The following is a 22,161-nucleotide window of genomic DNA, read 5'->3' on the forward strand; positions in this document are numbered from 1 at the left end:
CTAACTTAGAAATGTCCAAAAGCGAGTTACTTACTCTTCAGTCATGCTATTGCGTTTTCTCTGCTGATTAGTAGTGAAACATTAAAGACTGAGAGATATGTGACTATTTATGCATATTGTGCTGCATAAACTGAGTTTTGTATGAGTCTGTTACGATAATGCGCTAAGCACATCGATTAAGCGCTTAAATGTGTGAAAATTGCACTTTAACAGTTATTAAAGTGCAAGTTATTTGCATGTTTTTAGTTGCAAAATTATATTCAGTGTGTTGTTCTATATGTGTTTTATGGAACGCTGCTCATTATAAAGTGGGTCGTTAAAAGTACGCAAAGTAATTCCATTGCAGGCTGTTTTGTAAATTAAGTGTTAAAATAAAAAAGTTAAATATACGTATGATACAAATGTTTACATTTGTGTGAAAATTTTACATTATAAGTGAAAGGATAGTAAATAGACTCAGGAATTAGATGTCGAACCATTTCAACTCTGCTATTCAATGTCTAACATTGATTGCCCGCTTTCACCAATTACCCGTTGAACCAAGTGCGTTACTTCGCGAATTTCAATATGACGAATCTAATGAAGATAAATCATTATTAGCAAATATTAATTTAATTCGTGCAGCTAAAAGTATTGGTTTCAAAGCTAAATTTATCATTGATACAGCGGAAAAACTTACCGCTCATACATTACCCGCAATAGCGCGACATGTTGATGGCCACTTTTTTATCATCGTCAAGATAGCGAATGACGAAGTACTGGTTCAAGAAATTACTGGTGCTAACATAGGTTTAAGCTCTCATACGTTTGCTGAGATTAACGAGTTTTGGACTGGTGATTTGTTATTACTGTCAAAACGTAGCTCATTAATCAGTAGCGTGATGACTGATAGCGTTAAATTTGGTTTTTCTTGGTTTATTCCCGTACTGATAAAATACAAAACCTATTTTAACGATGTTTTTATCGCTTCTTTTTTCATTCAGTTGGTCGGTTTAGCTTCGCCAATATTTTTTCAAGTGGTTATCGATAAAGTACTAGTGCATAAAGGTATGACCACACTTGATGTACTAGCTGTTGGCTTTTTTATCGTTATTACCTTTGAAGTGATACTTACCGGGCTGAGAACATATGTGTTCTCCCATACTACCAATCGCGTTGATGTTGAGCTCGGCAGTAAATTATATAAGCATATGTTGTCATTACCGATAGCTTACTTCAATAGCCGCCGAGTGGGTGATACGGTCGCTCGAGTTAAAGAACTCGATAGTATCCGAGAATTTTTGACCGGTTCATCATTAACAGTCGTACTTGATATATTTTTTAGTTTTGTTTTTTTTGGAGTGATGTTTTATTACGCACCTCTACTAACATGGATCGTTATCGGTACTATTCCTTTCTACCTTACTCTGTCTTTAATCATTACCCCTACTTTACGTAAGCGATTGAATGAAAAATTCCAGCGCAGTGCAGAAAATCATTCATTTCTAGTCGAATCAGTCAATGGTGTTGAAACCATTAAAGCCATGGCAGTAGAGCCACAACTCCGTAATAGCTGGGAAGACAAATTAGCTGATTATGTAAATACTTCCTTTAAAACTAGCAACTTGAATAATATTTATAGCCAAGTGGCCGCTTACATTAACAAGATCGGGGGCTTGTTAACGCTCTATTTTGGTTCCATTGCTGTGGTTTCGGGAGATTTGAGCATAGGTCAGTTTATTGCGTTTAATATGTTGGCTCAGCGTGTTAGTGGGCCCATTATGCGTTTAGTTAATCTATGGCAGGATTTTCAACAAGCCAGTATTTCACTACAACGTTTAGGCGATGTGCTCAATTCTCCATCAGAGCCAGGCTATAACCCAAACCGTGCGACCTTGCCCGATATTATGGGCAAAGTTGTTTTCGATAATGTGTTGTTTCGTTATGCCCCGAATAGAGCACCTGTGTTAAACAATGTTAGCTTTCAATGCAGCCCCGGGGAAGTGATTGGTATTGTTGGTCGTTCTGGCTCGGGTAAAAGCACCTTAACTAAATTAGTTCAACGATTATATGTGCCTGAAGCGGGTAGAGTACTTATAGACGGTGTTGATTTAGCCATGGTCGAACCTGCATGGCTTCGCAGGCAAGTGGGTGTAGTTTTACAAGAAAACTTTTTGTTTAATCTCACTGTTCGAGAAAATATTGCACTAGTTGACCCCAGTATGCCGATGGAGCAAGTGGTTAAAGCGGCTCAACTTAGTGGCGCGCATGATTTCATTTTAGAGTTGCCTGAAGGGTATGACACTGTGGTTGGCGAGCAAGGTTCATCACTTTCAGGAGGTCAGCGTCAACGCATTGCTATTGCTCGTGCATTAGTCACTAACCCTAAAATATTGATTTTTGATGAAGCAACCAGTGCTCTTGACTATGAATCAGAAAGCATTATTCAAGCCAATATGCGTCGCATTAGTCAAGGCAGAACCGTCTTTATCATTGCACATCGCCTCTCAGCGGTTAAAGATGCACATCGTATTATGGTGGTTGATAAAGGTAGGCTTGTTGAGCAGGGTAGTCATCAACAGCTCGTTGAGTATGGTGGCATATATGCACAACTTTACTCCATTCAAAATCACCATGGCGTTGGTATGGCGGCTAAGCCGCTAGCACAAGCACCGATAAATCCCATAATACAAAATAAGCCTAAGGTGGGAGGTAATAATGCATCATAAATCTGAGCATGAAGCCGAGGCGAACGACAAACTTGCACATCGTAAATTAGCAAAAGAAAAACTGGCTTTTTTGCCTGCAGCCCTTGAAATACAAGCAGCCCCGCCAGCTAAATGGAGCCGCTCTTTATTGTGGATCATCATTGCATTAATGGTCACGCTAATTGTATGGGCATCATGGGCTGAAATCGACATCATTGCCACTGCACAAGGGAAAATTGTACCGAGCGGCAAGGTGAAAATTATTCAGCCTTTAGAGACAGGTGTAGTTAAAACGATTTTTGTCAAAGAAGGTCAACATATTAAAGCTGGTGACAAACTTATCGCGCTCGATAACACTTCAAGCCAAGCGGATGCAGATAGGCTTAGTAGCGAGTTGCAAGGATATATCGATGACTTAGCGCGTCAAAATGCGTTTTTAGCGAAGTTGGATGCGGTAGTCAGCAGTGCAATAGTCGATAAAGACGTAAACACGATAGGCTCAAGTGCTGCATTATCTAAATCTACTTTATCAACAGCAATAGCGCCTAGTATTGCAACATCAAAAATTCCTCTATTACCTACCAATCAACGCTTATTACTTGAGAGTGTGTGGCAAGAGTATCAATCAAAGCTGAACAGTTTCACCAGTGAAATAACCAAACTAATGGCAGAGAAGAAATCGATAAGTATAGATGTTGGTCGTATCGAGAAAACCTTACCATTAGTGATTGAGCGAGAGCGAAGTTATTTTACCTTACTCGAAACCTCCGCGGTATCACGCAATCAATATCTGGAATTAAAACAACAGCGTATTGACCAGGAAGAAACCCTATTACTACAACGTGCCAAGATTGAACAAATCAATGCGAGCATTGTGTCTGCCGAGCAAAATCTTTACGCCTACCTGTCTGAGACCCGTCGTAACACCCTTCAAGAGATTAACCAACTGACGAGACAAAGTGAAAGTGCCAAGCAAGAGTTAACCAAAGCTAACCGTCTCACCCAGTTAAGGGTACTTATCTCGCCTGTTGATGGTGTCGTTGAAGAACTTGTTATTGCCACCATTGGCGGTATCGTCACACCCGCACAAGAGCTATTAAAAATTGTGCCGAATGAACAACAATTAGAAGTCGAAGCAGGACTACTCAATAAAGATATCGGTTTTGTACATGTAGGGCAAATTGCAGAGATAAAAATCGACAGTTTTCCATTTACTAAATACGGTGTAATAGACGGTGAGGTTACTGATATTTCGGCTGATGCTGTGGAGCATGAACAGCTCGGCTTATTGTTTCCGCTCAAAGCGTCATTAGCAACCGACGAAATTAATGTCAATGGCAAGGGGGTAAAACTGAAACCCGGCATGTCAGTCACGGTTGAAGTAAAAACCGGTACACGACGATTAATGGAGTTTTTATTAGCACCGTTAATGCGTGGTGTAAGTGAAGGGGCACGTGAGAGGTAGTCATTACTAAAACGCCCTATTTACAAATTAAATTTTTTACAACTGTAATTCAAAAGGAATCATCATAGATGAAAAATTCTATTCTGCTCATCATTGTAGTGAGTATACCCTCATCATTTTCTTGGGCAGAAGCCTATGAAGACCACTCGAACCCAAATTTGCAACTTTGCAAATACTTTAAGGCTTATCTCGAGCGTAATGTAGATAAGCCATTGCAATGTGGCCTTGTAGCAGATGAGCAATTTAAAGACTTTCGCCTGCCTAATTTACAGCCTGCACCAGAGGGGCTAGGTTTGCGTATTAATGTGCAAGCAAGAATGGTCATGAGTGATAGTTATCAAAAGCATTTAGATGAAGCAATCAGGCTAGATAAAGGGAAGCGCTACCGAATCACTCGTTTAGATTTTAATAATGATGGTAATACAGAATCTGTGTTAGTTGAAGATTATCCGGATGAATGCTTACAAGCGCCACGTTACTACGCAGCTTATTCTTCATATGTTTATGATGAAAAACATTTAAATATTGATTCTAGCTTTATTTCAACTCACAAGTCCTATGCTAACCAATCTGGTGAGCCGTTTTTTTATGATGGCAGAGTCTATGGCGCAGTGATAAGTAAATCTCTTGTAGAAATTTACGAGCCAGTAGGTTTTCGCGAGAATAAATTAATCAGTACAGACCCAATCTGCTCTTACAGGAAAAATTAGAAAACTAATATTAATTATTTTTAATAATTTATAAGGATATAAAAATGCCAACGAATTCAGCACAGACATTATATGAAAATCAGCGTTATGAGTTGATTAAGCAGTTAGAGGAAGGCGGTCATGAAAATCCAGAGGTTTATTTGGATGGTGCAGGTATACCGACCATGGGAGTAGGCTTTAACCTTCAAGTTTTGAAAAATGTAATTGAAATTTTATCAAATGGATTCGGAATAAGTGACAGAAAACTGGCCGAGGATTTACAAGCTGAAGCTTTGGATATTAAATCTGAGTACGATACTGCAATCTCCGCTTATAAGGTGGCCAATCCTAAACCTAGTGCAATGACTGATACCGAATGGAATAATAATGCAGCGATTTCAGTATTAGCCAGTTTGAACTCCAGCAACTCCAATCATATTTCTCCTCAAGAGCGCTTGGATGCAATTTTCCAAGCAGCAGGTAATACAGGGCAATTTATAATTCAGCCGTCAGCTACTGAAACCGCGGCACAGAAAATACGTAATATTTTTGATGTTCTCATCGAAAATTATGAAATAACATTAAGTAACCGTATAGGCACAAGTACATTAGTAAATGATTATTCAAATGAACATTTGGCACTAATTTCGTTGGAATATAATAATGGTAACTTGTTAATTGGCAATGGTTTAAAAGGTGCTTTAAGTTCTGGAGATAGATTTGAAGCATGGTACCAGATTCGTTACTGGTCAAATAAGTACTTGGAACGTGGAATTGCAAAGCGTCGTTATTTAGAAGCGGATTTATTTGGTGTTTTTAGTTCAGATTCACCAACTACAAGTGAAGCAAAAGCCGTTATTGATGCTTTTTTAGAGCCTGCTCACTTTGCAAAGATTTCCAGTGATGAACTGGAAATGGGGAAAGTTATTAGTGGTGTAAATGTCGCTCAAATGGCTAACCGTGATTATGGGGCTTTATCATTTGTGGGTCATATTCCTAATTTCGGTGAAATCTTTAAACCGATAGCTCGCTACCTTTTAGAGCGCTTTAATCCAGATGGTGAAGATATAACCCATCTTGCCAACACTATTAATGGTGAAGTGATGCTGGGGATTTTGAATGCCCAAGGAGAAATTTCTTCCTCGGCAAAAGGTGATGCCGTTCAAGATAAAAATGATTTGTTAATTGCTGTTGAAGATAAAGCAAGTATTTTAGTGGGCGGTTTTGGCAATGACATACTTATAGGTAATGCCAAAGGCGACAAGCTTGATGGTGGAGATGATAACGATATTTTATTAGGAAATGGAGGCATCGACATCCTAAATGGCGGTGAAGGTGACGATCTCCTCGACGGCGGCACTGGCAACGATACGATGATAGGTGGAACAGGTAATGATACGTATTTTGTCGACTCTCTTCTTGACGTCATCGTTGAAAATGCAGGTGAAGGCGATAGCGACACACTCATATCCTCGATAGATTATGCCCTTACAGATGGACATTATCAGCATATTGAGAACTTCACATTGGATTCCCGCAATGGCGGCAGTGGTCTACTTTTAGCCGGAAACAAGTCGAATAATATATTAACAGGCAATCAACTTGATAATATTATCTTGGGGGGCGGTGGTGCAGACACTCTCTATGGTGGAGATGGAAATGATCACTTAGAGGCTGGCGAAGAAGACTTATATGGTAAAGGTGAAGTAAATATTCTTCAAGGTGGAACAGGTAATGATGTCTTGATTGGTGGCGATGGGATTGATTTGCTTTATGGTGGTACAGGTGATGATACCTTATATGTCGCACGTGGGGGGATTCACGCTATTAGTCCCGTTGAAGGTTATAAGTTAGGTACCGAACTGATGAGTGGCGGTGAAGGCTTTGATAGCTATTATGTGGGTACAGCATCTAATTTAGCGATCATCGAAGACTCAGATGGCCAAGGAGAAATATATGTAAAGGTAGATGGAGTTGGAGACAAGACTCATAAATTAACTGGTGGTGCTTTTTGGGGTAAGCAGACAATTACAGAAACAGGTTTAGAAGCAGATGGTTATACACTTATACATGCAGACGGTACCGCAAGCCAATTGACGGTATCTTATGAGTTGGATGGTAGTCAGACGTTAATTGCATTTGGTTTCAATATTCCTAATTTTTACAACGGTATGTTAGGCATTAAGCTTGAAGGTGGTCGTGTAGATACCGGTAATAATACCGTTGACGATGTCCTTGAAAAAATGATGTTCGATGAGCAATTCTCTCCCGCCGAAGTAGAGCGTATTAAATCTGTTATTAGAAATGCTTATGAACAATCACCCATAGCAAGAAAAATGTTTAAAGACTTTGCGGTCGTCGGTGGTAATGAAATTAATATTCATTTTTCTGAAAATGGCTTTTCTTCCTCATCACTCGGGCGCGATATGTCTACCGATGGTGCAAGCAGTGGCGGTGAGCTAGGTTTGTCTATCGATTTAAACTGGCTTGAAAATAATACTTATATTAGCACCAACGGCAAAGCCGTTGCAGATTCCCTTGACGCGGCGCTTATTCATGAGTTAGTGCACTTAATGACAGGTTTATCTGATGAAAGTAACCCCGGTGAACAAGGGGCTACAATAGAGTTTGCTAACTCAATTTATCAAGAAATGGGCATAGCACAACAAGCTTCTTATTCCGCATATGATGCAACAGGTAACACTCATATCACCAATTTTGAATATACCCAAGGTCAAGCCATTGATCGTGCATTTACCTTACTTTCTGAAAATACGAATATAAATGATCTAGATAGCACTGAAGGCGGCATTTTAAAAGATCTTATTATCGGCAATGAGCGCGATAATGTAATAAACGGTGGTGATGGCAACGACTACTTATATGGTGGCGATGGCAATGACACCCTTAAAGGCGATAAGGGCTGGGGTGGACATGAAGGGGTAATAGAAAGTCATGATGTCCTGTTTGGCGAGGGGGGAGATGACATTCTTGAAGGCGGAGAAGGTAATGATGTGCTCTATGGCGGCAGTGGTAATGACAAGGTTTTAGGTGGAAGAGGTAATGACCAACTCATAGGTGGAAAGGGTAATGACCTGCTTGATGGTGAGGTAGGTTATAACACATATATTTTCTCTAAAGGTGATGGGCAAGACACCATTGGTGCGAGCAGATATCGAAGTTCCAGCGATGAATTAATTTTTACAAGTGAAATTAACCCTACAGACGTTGTATTCGCTCGTGAGGGCATTGATTTAGTCTTTCGCTTCTTAGATACCGACGACCAAATCACCATAAGAGGCCATTTCGAAACTTCAGGAGGATATGGAGACTTTGTAAAAGTTACCTTTGCTAATGGCACAATATGGTCAGCTGAACATATTAACTCATCGTTATTACAGGGAACTGAAGGTTATGACAATATCGTTGGCTACGGCGGTGATGATGTAATAAATGGCCAGGAAGGTAATGATGTTATTGAAGGCCAAGATGGGCATGACACAATAAATGGTGGTTCAGGCAATGACACCCTCAAAGGTGAAAACGGTAATGATATTCTTGAAGGTGGATTGGGTAATGATACTTTAGATGGTGGCAATGGTAACGACATCATTACCGGTGGTGAGGGTAATGACATCATTAAAGGCGGAAGTGGGACAAACACCATACATTTTTCTAAAGGTGATGGGCAAGATATTATTTCATCTCAGAATGAATTTAATTTTAAGGATAGATTTAATCGACTGGTTATTTCTAAAGAAATTTCAAGTTCAGACGTAACATTGTCAAGAAATTCTTCTGATTTACTAATAGAAGTAAATAACTCTAATGATAAGGTGACGGTAGAGAATTATTTTAATAATAATGAAAATGAACTTAAGAGTGTACTGAGTGAAATAGTTTTTTTAGATGGTACAATACTCGTTGCTGAAGATATTCAGAAGCTAGTTCTTCAAGGTACTAATGCTGATGATAAATGGTTGGTTGGGGGAGGTGGGGATGATGTTGTCAATGGGGGGAGGGGTGATGATGTTATTCAGGGTTCATTTGGTAGAGATGTATTAACAGGAGGCTTAGGGAATGACATTGTAGAAGGCGGTTATGGCAATGATACCTATATTTTTTCGTCTGGTGATGGGCAAGATATATTTAAGGAGTTTGTTTACTTTTCTGTTAATGAACTTACATATAAATATTCGAGCTTAGAGGACCGTATTAGTTTCACTGATATAGATTCTACCGAGATACAAGCGAAGCAAGTTGGTGATGATTTAATTATAACGTTTAATAACTCTACGGATCAGATAACTATTACAGATCAATTTAGAGGGAGTTATTCCACTCTGTATAGCATACAGGATTATGAAATTGAATTTTTTAATTTTGCTGATGGTGTTCAATGGCAAACGAATGATTTAATTGAACACTCTTTAAAAGGTAGTGTTGCTAACGACATTATTTATGGTTTCGATAGAGCAGATACTATAAATGCAGGCTTAGGTGATGATACTGTTTATGGCATGATGGATGATGATGTTATCCATGGTGATGCAGGTAATGATTTCCTTGATGGTGGTGAGGGTAATGACCACATTTTTGGTGATATTGGCAATGATACTTTAAAAGGTGGCTTAGGTAACGATCAGTTATTTGGTGGTGAGGGTAACGACATCTTAGAAGGTGGTGATGGGGCCGATACGCTCTATGGCGGTGCAGGCGATGATATCTTAATCTCTTTTGATGATATTTATGATAAAAGTGGTAAAACTCTTATTGGTGGTAAAGGCAATGATACGCTTTATGGCTCATTCGGTAATGATACCTATAATTTTAATCTTGGTGATGGCCAGGATCGTATCATCGCGACGAAAAAGGAACAGGCATATTCTAATTTTACAGCCACAACAGATACGTTGATTTTTGGCGCAGGCATTGCTGCTAGTGATTTAATCTTTGAGCGTCATGGCGATGATATGCGAATTAAAGTCGCTAGTAATGGCGATAGCATTACCATCGAGAACTGGTTCCTGTCTTATAGTGAACATTTCTTAATTGATCATTTCCAATTTGAAGATGGTACAAGTTTAAACGTTGCCGAAATTAACGATCTTGTCGTTCATTTAGGTACCGATAATGGGGAGCAGTTATTAGGTTCGGCTAATAGTGACCGTTTATCAGGCCTAGGTGGCGATGATAAACTCTTTGCTCAAGACGGAGATGATACTTTACTCGGTGGTGATGGTGCCGATTACCTCGATGGAGGCGCTGGTAACGATGCGCTACGAGGCGAGACAGGTAATGATACCTTACGTGGAAATAGTGGTGATGATTTGCTGATTGGTGGTGAGGGGGATGATGGATATCTGATCTACAAAGGTGATGGCCATGATATTGTTGACGTAAGTGACGGCGGGCAAGACAATCTGTTTCTTCAAGATATTAACTATGATCAAGTGAGCTTTACTCAAGACGGTAATGATTTATTATTGCTGATTGGCGATGATGCTAGCCAGTCTATTCGGATTTCAAATCACTTTTCTGGAGGAGAATCTGCAATTGACCATATTAAGACCGCCGATGGACGTTGGTTAAGCACCGCGGCAATTAATGCCTTGATCAATGTTGATCCCGATCCTACTCCAGACCCAACGCCAGATCCTGATCCCACACCAGATCCGGACCCTACTCCAAATCCGAGTGTTGGCGGGGCTGATATTCTGGTTGGCACTGTACGTGGTGATATTTTGGTGGGGGGCGCTGGTAACGATACGTTAACCGGTGGTAAAGGTGATGACCTATTATCTGGCGGTGCTGGTAATGATACCTTCATTTTTGCTAAGGGGGATGGGCAAGATGTTATTAGCATCAGTACCGGAACTAATGTCATTGAGTTTGCGAGTGATATTTCTTGGCAAGATGTTGCATACAACTTGATGAAGTATGGTGATGATTTAGTTTTGAAAATCGCCGGTGGTCCTGATCAAATAACGATTACTGATTTTTTCCTCTATGGTAGCAATGTACTGAGTGACTTTAAGTTTGCTGATGGAAGTAATTTAACACCAGCTCAGATTTTTGGGGCTTATGGGTTACCTGTTGCTAGTGCAACTCCGCCACCAATTCCGGAAGTTACTTTTGGCGACTTAGCTGACAATACAATGAATGGTACGAGTGGAAATGATATTCTTAACGGCCAAGGTGGTGATGACACTTTAATTGGTGGCAAAGGCAATGACGTGTTAATCGGTGGTCTTGGCAACGATACCTACTTACTCAATAGTGGTGATGGTCAAGATATTATTGATGCTTCAGGTGGCGGTCTTGATACGGTTTTATTCAAAACAGGCATTAGCTTTAACGATATCGCCTCTTCTCTAATGAAAAGAGGGAATGACTTAGTTCTAGGTAGTGGTAACAGCCAAGTCACCATTACTAATTTCTTCTTAGGTGGAGACTACGCTATTGACAGTTTTGTCTTTGAGTCTGGTGGGCAGCTAAGTGCTGCGCAGATATTTGGTGCTTATGGTATGGCGGTTCCCGATATTGCTGAGTCTGATCAAGGGCTGATTTTACCTGATCAACGACAATTCGTAGAAGTTATTCATGGCAATGAGATCTCTCAAGGTTTATATGGGTCATCTGATGATGAGTTGTTACTTGGAGAAGGTGGAGATGATGTTTTATCGGGTGGTGCTGGTAATGATACGTTAATAGGTGGAGCTGGCAACGATAAATACCTATTCGCTCTAGGTGATGGAGCAGATACAATCAATAATTATGATACCAGCGCTACAAATAAAGATATATTAGCTTTTGGAGCCGGGATCGACAGTGCTAAAGTTAATGCGACTCGAAGTGATGATGATTTGATTCTCCAAGTTAACGGAACAGAAGATCAAGTTACCATTAAAAGTTATTTTGCTAATAGCGGTTCAAGTGAATATAGCTTATCTTCAATACTTTTTGAGGATGGAACTGATTGGAGTATAGAAGATGTAACTGGTTTATTACCGACACTGGCGGCAGAGACTAGTAGTGTAAGTTCAGATGTTACTGATAATGTGCCAATAGATTTGTCATTGAATTTGCTTATTCAAGCTTATAGTGCATTTGACGGTGATGACGATGCAGAAGTGGGTAAATATAGCAAAGATCGATATATTACATTACCAATAGTTGAAGAGTATTAGTTCGTTATAGATTGAAAATATAGTGGAAGCCCTCACAACATTTTGTTGCGGGGGTTTTATCTTTGTTTAAATTTTTAGGGAAAAAACCAATACAATCAGTGCTGGTTGACATCAACGGCTCACCTTAAGCTATCACTAACACGTGCTAATATTAATCCTAAGCCCAAGAATTAGAGCCAAAAATCTAACACGTTTTTTTGTCCAAAATCGAGTTATTTACTCTTCAGTTATGCTATTGCGCTTTCTCTGCTGATTAAGAGTGAAATATTAAAGACTGATAGATATGTGATTATTTATGCATGTAATACAGCATAAAATGAGTTTGAGACAATTTTGTCACGATAATACGCAAAACACATCGATTTAGCACTAAAATGCGTGAAAAGTGCACTTTAACTTCTATTAAAGTGCATTGTTGTTTCTAATGAGAAATGTGTAGCGTAATTCACATTCTTTATATCAAAGGGCATATTTTATTTTGCCATTACAATTATAATTTGCAGCGAGGCAAGTAGTGGATGTGATTAGCCAATTGAATCAAAACTTATAGTTGTTAGTAAATATTAGTAATGATAATTATTCTGAACTTTAAGATTAGGAGTATCGTTTAATTTTAGTAGTTGGCACTGTTAATCAACTTCGTTTATGAGCCGTATGCTGTTGAGTTTAATCCTTTACATTAGCTGTATTGGTTAAATATGAAAACACCCCCATTCATAAGAGGGGATGTTTTCAAGTATAAGGGTCTATATTAACAAAGGTGTTAGAAGTTATACATCACAGATACACCGATGCTTCTTGGGTCGATAATTGCAGCGTAACCGTCCACATAACTGCGGCTGGGTGGCTCATTTACTGTTAAAGCTTGTTCATCAAATAGGTTGTTCACAAAGCCACTCACCCGCCAGCTGTTGGCTTGATAATCGACGCTAAAGCGAGTTACTACATAGTCACCTGCCACGCGGTCTTCTGTGTTGTTTATATCGGCGAAGTATTCACCAACATAGTTGCCTGATAGGCCAAAGGTTAGCTCGTCATTGAGCCAATATTTAATGCCTAAGTTTGCTGTAACGTGTGGCGCCGCATTCAGTTGATTGCCGATGACATCCCCATAATTAGGATCTGCTCGTTTAATTTCACTGTCGAGTAAGCCCACTCCAGTCGTTAATTGCCAGTTATTGCCAAGCATTGCAGTCAGGGCAGTTTCAATACCATAGGTAACTGCTTTGTTTACATTGGTAATTTTTCGAGCTTGATTAGATGCTTGATATCCATCGAAGTTGTTATAGAAAAGGTTGGCACTAAGGTTGACATTACCGTCTAAAAATTCACTGCGCGAGCTAAGTTCGAAGGTATCAACAAATTCTTCATCGTAATAGTAATATTCACTTTCTGCTAACGACAATGCTCCACCGCCAGCGTTATATCCGCGGCGCGCACTGGCGGCTAAGGTCGTGTTATCTGTGATGGCGTATTGCAGTACTAACTTAGGCAGTGTGACTGTGGTGCCGTCATCGAGGTTTTCATTTAGTTGACTACCTTGGTATCGCATCGAAAAATTACGTGTTTGTTCATCACGCATCACCCGACCGCCGAGAGTAACCCAAAGTGAGTCGACTAAACCATAGGTGATTTCACCGTAAATAGACGTTGATGTACTACTGTCATCGCCGTTATAAATTGAGCTGCCTGTGCTATCAAAGTCTTGGCTGCGTTCAAAATAAGATAGGCCAATAAAGCCATTCAAGTCGCGGTTATTTAAGCCAAAACTGTATTTACCATCGACAGTGTAACTTTGATCTTTCATATCCACATACTGCTGCGCTGTCACAACTGGCTCGTAAGATTCAAAGCCCCAGTCATAATCCATGTAGGCGACTACTAGATCGAATGCTTTGCCTTCACCAAGGTCGTAGTCAATTTTTACTGAGTGTGTGGCCGATTTAGTTTCAATATAACGCTGAAAAATAGGGCTATATGCCCAAGGGTCATTTCCCGTGAAGTAGTTACGTCCGGAATCTCCTTTCTCATTATTAAACGAGAAGCTATACATCACTTTTAGATCGTCAATCGCATTTGGTTGCCATAAAACTTTGCCGCGCCAGCGGTTAGTAATGAGCTCATTTTGGTCGAATGTGGCTGGGTTTGTGTTGTATTCCAAACCTTTGTTGTAGGTTTCACCTGTGACATTTTGCCCGCTGATCCTAAAGGATAATTCGTCGTCTAAAATCGGGCCTGATAGCATTACGGCGCTATCAATATAGTTATCTTGGTTGCGGTAACCTAAGCGGGCGGCTCCATGCCAATCGAACGTGGGATCTTCAGTTTTTATAAATACAGTGCCACCAATACTGTTACGTCCATTAATGGTCGATTGTGGCCCTCGAAATATTTCAATTTGTTGAATGTCCCATAAACCTGTATCGCCAGTGAGATCGGCAACAAAGGGTTCTGCCACACCATCAATCAGAGTGGAAACGCGGGCACGAGCACCGCCAGTGAATGAGTTGAAGCCTGAAGCCGAACCATTGCCTGAGACACCACGGATATCTGGTACCGAGCCTGTTAGTACGACAACGTTAGGTATTTCGGACAAAGCATTTGAAATCGACTGATACTGACCGCTATCGAGTGTTTCTTTGTCAATAACAGATACCGACGAGGTCGTATCTTTTAAACTGCGCTCAATTTTTTCGCCATATACAGTAATTTTTTCAATAGCATCTGCCGAGGCTATCTCGACGGCAGCAGCAGCCGTTGACATGCCAATACTCGACAGAAGTGCCGCAATCATATTTTTCTTAAATGCCCTGTGTTTCATGAAGATCCTCGGACTGACTATTAATGAATAGCGTGGTGTTAGCTAGAAGTGCCGACAATTTACATTAAAATAACCTTAATCACAATTGCGAATAGATGTCATTTACATTACCATTTATCGGTTTTGTGACCTCAACCAAATAATGAAAATAACAGGGTAAATATGTTTGGAATTTCAGCTTTTGTAGCGACAGTTATCGGTATCATGCTTATTTACGGTACGAGTAAACATCAAAGATTAAGGCGAACGTCATTACCTAAATCATTTTTGATAATCGGATATTGTTTACTTTTATTGGCACTATTTTTTTGGTCGCAGCATTTGAGTTTGATATCCGCATTATTCACTTGGTTTTTTAATGTCTTGCTATTGCTGATATGCATTCCGTTGGTCACGCTCGTAAAACATAGAGGTGAATTGTCATGAAGCGGTTAACTGAAGCTGAAAAGATTCAGCCTCATTGGTGGAGAAAGAGCCTGATTGCAGGAGTGTTAGGTCTTACATTCGCCTACGGAGTGGTGGCAGTTTTTGCTTGGTTTGGCCCCGGAGGAATTGATGCGCCAATGAAGGTACAGCTTAATATGTGGCTAATTAGTTTAATTTGGTTGACCGTTGTTTCACTGAGTTTTTTATTCAAGACCGCAACCACAGCCTTGTGTGGCTTGGCCTTGGCTAATGTTGCTATTTATCTTATTTTCATCGGGTTATGGACATTGTTATGAGAATCCGTGCAGATGTGCTTCGTACTTATCAGTCTATCCATACGTGGACGGGAATATTAACTGGACTGCTATTATTCATTGCTTTTTATGCGGGTGCATTGACTATGTTCAAACCGCAAATTGAGCAATGGGCCATACCGTCAAATCAGCAGTTAGCTCAAGTACCCAGTGAGCGGTTGGATGAGTTAATTACGAAGGCATTGAGCCAATATGATAAAGCTAAGGAAGGTTTTATTATCAGCTTTGATGAACATGAATCACCAATGAAGTGGTACGAACATGGCGGCGGTCGCGGTATTCGATTAGATGATCAATTACGGCATGCAAGTTTGACTGAGCATGGCGAGATTATCACCCAAATGAGTAGTACTAACGAGTTGGGCACGTTAATTGACCAACTGCATCGTACCGCTGGCATCATCGGTAAAGTGGGCCATGAAGATTTAGGTGTGATTGTTTTAGGTGTGGCGGCCCTATTGTATTTTTTGGCGTTAGTGTCAGGTGTTATTATTTTGCTGCCTACTTTAGTCAAAAACTTGTTCGCACTGAGGCAAAATAAGGGAAGTAACCGCCTTTGGCTAGACAGCCATAATCTCGTTGGCGTCATCAGTTTGCCATTCCACATCATCATCGCATGGACAGTGATTGTTTTTGCGTTCCACGACTTTTTTTATGGTGGGTTGGGTATCATTTATGGTGATAAACCTTTATTTGAACGGCCTGTACGCTCAAATGTTGAATACTCAATTACTGAACTTCCATCAATGGCAACGTATCGACAGCAATTAAGTGCGATGACCCATGGCTATCAAATTGTTTCTATGGCGTTTTCAAACCTTTCAACTACCAATCCCGCGCTAGCTGTCGAAGTAAAAACCGACGGGCAGATAATGCGTGGTGGCTATAGCGATTTTATTTATCTGAACCCTTATACCTTTGCGGTGCAATTTAACACACTTAATCAAGCCAGTGAGGGGGCGTATGGTCCAATTGTAAACAGTTTGTTTGCTCTGCATTTTGGTAATTACGCGGGTGACTTTGGTCGCTGGATGTATTTTACCTTTGGTTTATTAGGGGCATTTTTGTTTTATAGTGGCAATTTACTCTGGCTAGAAAAACGTCGTAAAAAGCAAGCAGAGCAGCAAGCATCGACACGTTTTATGGCATCGCTGACAATTGGTGTTTGTTTAGGGTCAATGTTGGGGGTGAGTTTCGCTATCTTGTTGACTAAATGGCTTTATCTGGTAACTCATCAGGTCAATAGTCATTACCTTGCCTGTTACTACGTTATATTTTTTGGGGCGATTATTTATAGTTTTGTTCGTAACCCTGCGTTGGCCGCAATCCATTTACTGAAGTTATTAGCATTAGTTTGCGCATTGATCCCTGTGAGTACACTCATCTCACCGTTGTTTGCACCATCCGAGTCGATTGCTTCTGCTAGTTTTGGGCCAGTCGATATGGTGGCGTTGATTTTTGCAATATGCTTTTATTTCAGCGCCCAGAAAGTTTATAAGCGAGCTTATTTTGGAGAACGAAATAGTATTTGGGCATTGTCTAAACCTGAGCATTTAGCCAAATTTACTGCTGCACAGCAGTGAATTTGGTTAGTTCCGAATTTAAACCCAATTTAGGGTCCACTACTAGTTCTGCACAATTGGGGTCATCAAATTAGTTTTAAACTAGTTCGCCATATAGTAAGGCGAAAAATGCACTTTAATATATTAAAGTGCATTTCTGTTACGAATTAATCATGTGGTCAGTGTTATTCAAATAGCTTCTATTGGGTTGTCAATTTATGTATATAGCCGACATACTTAACTCTCGCGGTACTCATCTTGTTTTAGACGCTTGAGGATGCAACAGTCGCTAACATGGTGGTTATCGCAGGAGACTAAGGATGAAAGTGAAGCCTCTAGCTTGGCCAGCTCCCGCTGCGTTTGACGAATATGCTCGAGTTGCTCCGCAATGATCTCATCGACCACCGCGCAAGAGTTGTGAAGATGCTGCTGGACTTCTACCAGACGACGAATGTCGCTCAGGGCAATATTCAACGCTCTGCAGCGGCGGATAAAAATGAGGGTATCCACATCCTGCGGGGCGTAGTATCGGTAACCATTGGCCATTCGCTTTGGGGGAGGTAGCAATCCTTCCAGCTCATAGAAACGGATAGTTTTTACTGGAACCTGTGAGGCGGATGCCAGTTCGCTGATTTTCATCTTGACCCTCCAGTAACTGTAAGCTTTAGCCTGCATCATACCACTTACTGATTATTTAACGCTATTGGACATACCTATGCCTCACTTATCGCCCTTAGCCTTTCTGTTATTATCCTTGGGCGCCACTTCATCCTATGGCGCTCCGGTCAATGAAAAAGACGAACACGCCGCAAACATTAATACGCCTCAAACCGCCGCAGAGCCGGTCAGCCAGCATGAACATGAAGCCTCCCATGAACAAGATAGCCATGATGACAAACTTACCGATGAACACGGTGATGAGCATGACGAGGGAATGGAACGAATTTTGGTTCAGTCCACTCGTTTAGGACGGGTAGTTGATGATCAGCCCATGAGGGTTGAAGTGGTCACTCACGAGGAAATCGAGGAAAAGGCGGCTATGCGGCCAGGAAACATTTCAATGATGTTAGCAGAAACGGGTGGGGTACGAGTGCAAACCACTTCACCCGCTCTCGGTAGCGCGAATGTGCGTTTGCAGGGAATGGATGGCCGCTACACTCAATTGCTAGCAGATGGTCTGCCGCTATACGGCAATCAAGCATCATCACTCGGTTTACTGCAAATTCCGCCTACGGATCTGGGACAGGTAGAGGTTATAAAAGGCTCGGCTTCATCCCTCTATGGTGGCTCGGCTTTAGGCGGGGTTATTAATTTGGTCTCTAGACGACCTGGCGATGAATTTGCTGGCGAGACACTCCTTAACCTGACCTCTAAAAATGGCCAAGATTTTACGGGTTACGCCGAATCTCCTCTCAGCGACAATCTCAAGGGATCTATTACAGCAGGTGCCCATTATCAAACCATCGAAGACATAGATGCCGATGGCTGGGCCGATCTGCCGGAATACGAACGTTACACCCTGAGACCAAGGCTGTTTCATGAAGGTGACAATGGCGATAACCTCTATGTGACTGCTGGCTACATGACTGAAAATCGTCGAGGCGGAACGCTAAATGGGCACACAGTGGCCGATGGTAATCCCTTTATCGAGACTCAGAACTCAGAGCGTATGGATGCAGGTCTTGTCTATCATAGACCCGTTGCTGATACCTTGACCTTTAGTACCCGCGCCTCCGCCATGGTGCAGGAACATTTCCACGGCTATGGGGTTGATAACGACAACGATAAGCACGGCAATTACTTGCTAGAGACCAGCCTGTCTGGCTATCGCGACAATCTAGATTGGGTGATTGGTGCGGCGTATCAATCAGATACGTATGAATCGGACAACTATTCCGACTTTGACTATTCTTTCGATGTGCCGGGGCTTTTTGCAATGGTGGACTACAGCTTGATGGAGGATTTGATCGCTTCTGTCAGCGCCCGTATGGATCACCATAGCCAATATGGTACCGAGCTTAGCCCCCGATTCTCGCTCTTGTACCGTGCCGATGGTTTCACAGTACGCGGCTCCTATGGTCAAGGCTATTACGCACCAACCCCATTTGTGGAAGAAATCGAAGCCGCAGGCTTGTCGCGACTAGAGCCTCTTGGGGAGCTCAAGGCAGAAACCGCTCGAACGGCCTCAGTAGATTTTACCTACCGCTTCAATGATTTAGAAACTAGCCTTACCCTGTTTGGTTCGAATATCCGTAATGTGACCGAGCTTGAGGCTTTTTCCTTGGAAAACAATGATACCTTCGACAGAGTCCGTCTAGTCAATGCTGAAGGAGAAAGCCAGATCCGCGGTTCAGAAATGCTGCTACGCTACTACCTTGGCGATCTCAAGCTGACAGCAAGTTACCTTTATCTGGATGCAACCGAGCCGACTCAAGGCCGAACGCCTCGCCGCGAGATTACATTGACGCCCAAACACTCCGCAGGATTCGTGGCGATGTGGGAGCAACACGGTAACTTTCGCGCGGGGTTCGAAGCCTATTACACTGGCATTCAACGTCTAAATGACAACCCTTATCTGACCGAGTCTGAACCCTACTGGCATCTTGGCCTGATGGGAGAAATGACCTTTGGCCGCTACAGTTGGTTTATCAATCTGGAGAATCTGCTAGACATTAAACAAAGCGATACTCATCCGCTGCTGTTGCCCGAAAGGACTCCTACGGGACAGTGGACAACTGATATCTGGTCGCGTAACGATGGATTTATTGCCAATGCAGGAGTCAGGATTAAATTCGGTTAAACTCTTATGCCTAGGTTTTCTTTCACGGATACCGAGCAAAATTAGGGATTAATTTTTAACTCAAAGCATGGGCTTTATTTCTAAAAAATCTGTTATTGATTAACATTTTTTGCCATGGTGGCATGCAGTGAATCTGTTCCGACAGAGGCATTCGTGCCGCTAACAGTTAGTGTTGTAGCGATACTTATCTTAATTAAAAAGCTTGTGCTCCATTGTTTATTTTGAGCTTGCAGAAGTGTAGATTTCTGTTCCAACCCATTGACCAAATTTTGGTAGTGTTACAGAGTGACTATAGAATTCAGGTCTTACTAGCTTCAAGTGGGGAAATTGTGACAGAAAAGGAATTTATTGAGTTATTTGATAGCTGTAAAAATCATTATTGGAAGCTTCCAGAAGATGATGTTGTTTTTTGTCTTATGGAAACTTTTTTCTATCTATTGAAAAACGCCAAAATACGAGACGATTGGGAATTTAAATCGTGTGCATTTGGACGGAATATAGTTATTTATGCTATGTCTAGAAAACAGAGTCATGAATATTCCTTAGGTTTTTACCAAGGAGATATTTATTTGGAATCATCAATATTTAAACCTGAAACTATCAAGTATATGCCCAGTGAGTTTTGGATAGTTCTTGCTGAACTCGATTTAAATCATAATTTTTCCTTTCAAGAGAATGCAGTTGTTTCAGACAAAGTTAGTTTCGATACCCGAACGGGAGTATCCAGTATATATAAAATAGTTCGGAATTACATTTTACTTGAAGAGCACGACCCAGAATCTACATACAACCTAGGAACTCTTGAAGCTCACTGGGGGAGAACAGAATCACCAGTCGAAATTTTGAAATCGGCCACAGCTCTTCTCAAAGGGCTCTATAAGCTCAATTATTTGCTGTATCGTCGTGATTATCTGAAACGTAAAAACTCAAAAACCTGACAATTTACAGTAATTATTCTTGCTGTTGTAGGAAAATTCAAAACTTTTTGCTTATTTATAGACCTCTGTACAGGCGTTACATCATAGAAAGATTAATTAGAATTTACGGGTTATAGGTAATAACTTCAAAAATATATGTCCCCAAATGAGCTCGTGAATTATTCTAGGTGATACTGATTTACTGAAACAGACTAATCTAGTCTGGTTCTCGAGCCGAACCCTGCCATTTGCATTCGATGTTAGCGAATGTTCTTTTACTTAGCGTCGAACTTTTAACCTCAAACGTGTGACCTCATTGTCCTACAAATACTCATCTATGTTCAATTTTAAGCTATTCACTACGAGTGGTCGAAACTGGAACGTCATACAGTAGTATTTCAATCGTTTGGTTTTGCGTGATGTTAGGTCGATATCTGAGCAAGTTATCTCAAGCATCTAAATCTAAAACATTTAAAATTCAACTCATGAAGTTACCGTTTTCAGATAATAGGTTTAGAATACGCGCATGCGCGTTTTTTCTTGGTGGCGTATACTATAAAAACTGATAAATTCATATTAATACAGATAGTTAAGGTTGCATTTTTTACAGTGATGATGAGGTGAAGTCCCATAAGCGATTTATCCTCCGTAAATAGCAACACTAAAACGTTAATTGCATAAGGATGAACGATGCCATCACTGAAGTATGAAATACTCAACGTAATAAAAGAGCTATCAACGCCGTACGCCAGTATAACCAAACTATCGACAGCGTTTGATATAGACGATACAAACTTTATCGCCGCTTTCAGAGAGCTTGAACGTGAAAATCTTATAGCTTCTGCTAATTCACCACATTGTGGACTTATTGTTGGCGTGTGTGGGACGCCTGTTTGGTTAGCCGTAGACCTTTATGTTACTCAATTTGGTATTGATCAACTTAATCTATCAAAACGCAAATTCTGGCCGATATTCATTAAAATTATTGAAAACCCGACGGCATCTGTGTTAATCGCAGCGCTTATTTGTTTATGCTCCGTACTCGTATACTCTTCTTTTGGTAGCGACCTGTCAGAAAATAAAGAAACACAAGTTGAAATACATAAACTACCAAGAGAATCTCAACCATAAATTTCCTCATGGTTTCTTAGCTAGAAATCCATCAGTGATCACTCAAAATCAGAATGATTCACACGCTAAAATCTACAATATTATGTATTTTTTAGTTTCTAAAGTCGTAGCCAAATTCAGTCGAACACGATGAATGTCAAATTTCAGTTTTGATAATTT

General features: G+C 40.8%; 11 protein-coding genes. 9 read left to right on the forward strand and 2 right to left on the reverse strand.

Annotated features, from left to right (window positions below; all coding sequences use genetic code 11):
* Nucleotides 1–467: 467 nt before the first annotated feature.
* The 4 genes from HUB64_RS13795 to HUB64_RS23080 all read left to right on the forward strand — a co-directional run bounded on the left by HUB64_RS13795 (nt 468) and on the right by HUB64_RS23080 (nt 12,031).
* Complete coding sequence (locus HUB64_RS13795; protein WP_173497199.1) at nt 468–2,708, forward strand: type I secretion system permease/ATPase; 2,241 nt, start codon at nt 468–470, stop codon at nt 2,706–2,708.
* On the forward strand, nt 2,698–4,152 hold the full coding sequence (locus HUB64_RS13800) for an HlyD family type I secretion periplasmic adaptor subunit (RefSeq protein ID WP_173497200.1): 1,455 nt from the start codon (nt 2,698–2,700) through the stop codon (nt 4,150–4,152). The genes HUB64_RS13795 and HUB64_RS13800 overlap by 11 nt, the downstream gene beginning before the upstream one ends.
* Nucleotides 4,153–4,220: 68 nt before the next feature.
* Nucleotides 4,221–4,862, forward strand: a complete 642-nt coding sequence (locus HUB64_RS13805) for a hypothetical protein (RefSeq protein WP_173497201.1) — start codon at nt 4,221–4,223, stop codon at nt 4,860–4,862.
* A gap of 44 nt (nt 4,863–4,906) precedes the next feature.
* Nucleotides 4,907–12,031 carry a calcium-binding protein gene (locus tag HUB64_RS23080; protein WP_217363101.1) on the forward strand — a complete coding sequence of 2,375 codons (7,125 nt, stop codon included), beginning with the start codon at nt 4,907–4,909 and terminating at the stop codon, nt 12,029–12,031.
* Nucleotides 12,032–12,794: 763 nt separating this feature from the next.
* On the opposite strand, the gene HUB64_RS13885 is transcribed toward HUB64_RS23080, so the two are convergent.
* Complete coding sequence (locus tag HUB64_RS13885) at nt 12,795–14,852, reverse strand: TonB-dependent receptor (protein WP_173497202.1); 2,058 nt, start codon at nt 14,850–14,852, stop codon at nt 12,795–12,797.
* A 422-nt stretch (nt 14,853–15,274) separates the two neighbouring features.
* On the opposite strand from HUB64_RS13885, the gene HUB64_RS13890 reads away from it, so the two are divergent.
* A complete protein-coding gene (locus HUB64_RS13890) occupies nt 15,275–15,574 on the forward strand; it encodes a hypothetical protein (protein ID WP_173497203.1) in 300 nt (99 codons plus the stop codon).
* Nucleotides 15,571–17,175: a PepSY domain-containing protein gene (locus HUB64_RS13895; protein WP_173497204.1), complete on the forward strand. Its 1,605-nt coding sequence runs from the start codon at nt 15,571–15,573 to the stop codon at nt 17,173–17,175. The genes HUB64_RS13890 and HUB64_RS13895 overlap by 4 nt, the downstream gene beginning before the upstream one ends.
* A gap of 216 nt (nt 17,176–17,391) precedes the next feature.
* Here HUB64_RS13895 and HUB64_RS13900 read toward each other — a convergent pair whose 3' ends face one another.
* Nucleotides 17,392–17,793 carry a MerR family transcriptional regulator gene (locus HUB64_RS13900; protein WP_173497205.1) on the reverse strand — a complete coding sequence of 134 codons (402 nt, stop codon included), beginning with the start codon at nt 17,791–17,793 and terminating at the stop codon, nt 17,392–17,394.
* Between the two features lie 76 nt (nt 17,794–17,869).
* Here HUB64_RS13900 and HUB64_RS13905 point away from each other — a divergent pair, with 76 nt between their 5' ends.
* From HUB64_RS13905 to HUB64_RS13915, 3 genes are all read left to right on the forward strand, one after another.
* Nucleotides 17,870–19,954 carry a TonB-dependent siderophore receptor gene (locus HUB64_RS13905; RefSeq protein ID WP_173497206.1) on the forward strand — a complete coding sequence of 695 codons (2,085 nt, stop codon included), beginning with the start codon at nt 17,870–17,872 and terminating at the stop codon, nt 19,952–19,954.
* A gap of 329 nt (nt 19,955–20,283) precedes the next feature.
* Nucleotides 20,284–20,892: a hypothetical protein gene (locus HUB64_RS13910; RefSeq protein ID WP_173497207.1), complete on the forward strand. Its 609-nt coding sequence runs from the start codon at nt 20,284–20,286 to the stop codon at nt 20,890–20,892.
* Between the two features lie 669 nt (nt 20,893–21,561).
* On the forward strand, nt 21,562–22,002 hold the full coding sequence (locus HUB64_RS13915; RefSeq protein ID WP_173497208.1) for a hypothetical protein: 441 nt from the start codon (nt 21,562–21,564) through the stop codon (nt 22,000–22,002).
* The last annotated feature ends 159 nt before the right edge of the window (nt 22,003–22,161 follow it).

The sequence above is a fragment of the Shewanella sp. ISTPL2 genome, from assembly GCF_013283205.1.
Classification (GTDB): Bacteria; Pseudomonadota; Gammaproteobacteria; order Enterobacterales; family Shewanellaceae; genus Shewanella; species Shewanella oncorhynchi.

What these genes read in the sequence shown, in the direction of transcription:
- HUB64_RS13805 (WP_173497201.1), top strand. Translation starts at nt 4,221, where the DNA reads ATGAAAAATTCTATTCTGCTCATCATTGTAGTGAGTATACCCTCATCA.
- HUB64_RS13905 (WP_173497206.1), top strand. Translation starts at nt 17,870, where the DNA reads ATGCCTCACTTATCGCCCTTAGCCTTTCTGTTATTATCCTTGGGCGCC.
- HUB64_RS13900 (WP_173497205.1), bottom strand. Translation starts at nt 17,793, where the DNA reads ATGAAAATCAGCGAACTGGCATCCGCCTCACAGGTTCCAGTAAAAACT.
- HUB64_RS13915 (WP_173497208.1), top strand. Translation starts at nt 21,562, where the DNA reads ATGCCATCACTGAAGTATGAAATACTCAACGTAATAAAAGAGCTATCA.
- HUB64_RS13895 (WP_173497204.1), top strand. Translation starts at nt 15,571, where the DNA reads ATGAGAATCCGTGCAGATGTGCTTCGTACTTATCAGTCTATCCATACG.
- HUB64_RS13890 (WP_173497203.1), top strand. Translation starts at nt 15,275, where the DNA reads ATGAAGCGGTTAACTGAAGCTGAAAAGATTCAGCCTCATTGGTGGAGA.
- HUB64_RS23080 (WP_217363101.1), top strand. Translation starts at nt 4,907, where the DNA reads ATGCCAACGAATTCAGCACAGACATTATATGAAAATCAGCGTTATGAG.
- HUB64_RS13800 (WP_173497200.1), top strand. Translation starts at nt 2,698, where the DNA reads ATGCATCATAAATCTGAGCATGAAGCCGAGGCGAACGACAAACTTGCA.
- HUB64_RS13885 (WP_173497202.1), bottom strand. Translation starts at nt 14,852, where the DNA reads ATGAAACACAGGGCATTTAAGAAAAATATGATTGCGGCACTTCTGTCG.
- HUB64_RS13795 (WP_173497199.1), top strand. Translation starts at nt 468, where the DNA reads ATGTCGAACCATTTCAACTCTGCTATTCAATGTCTAACATTGATTGCC.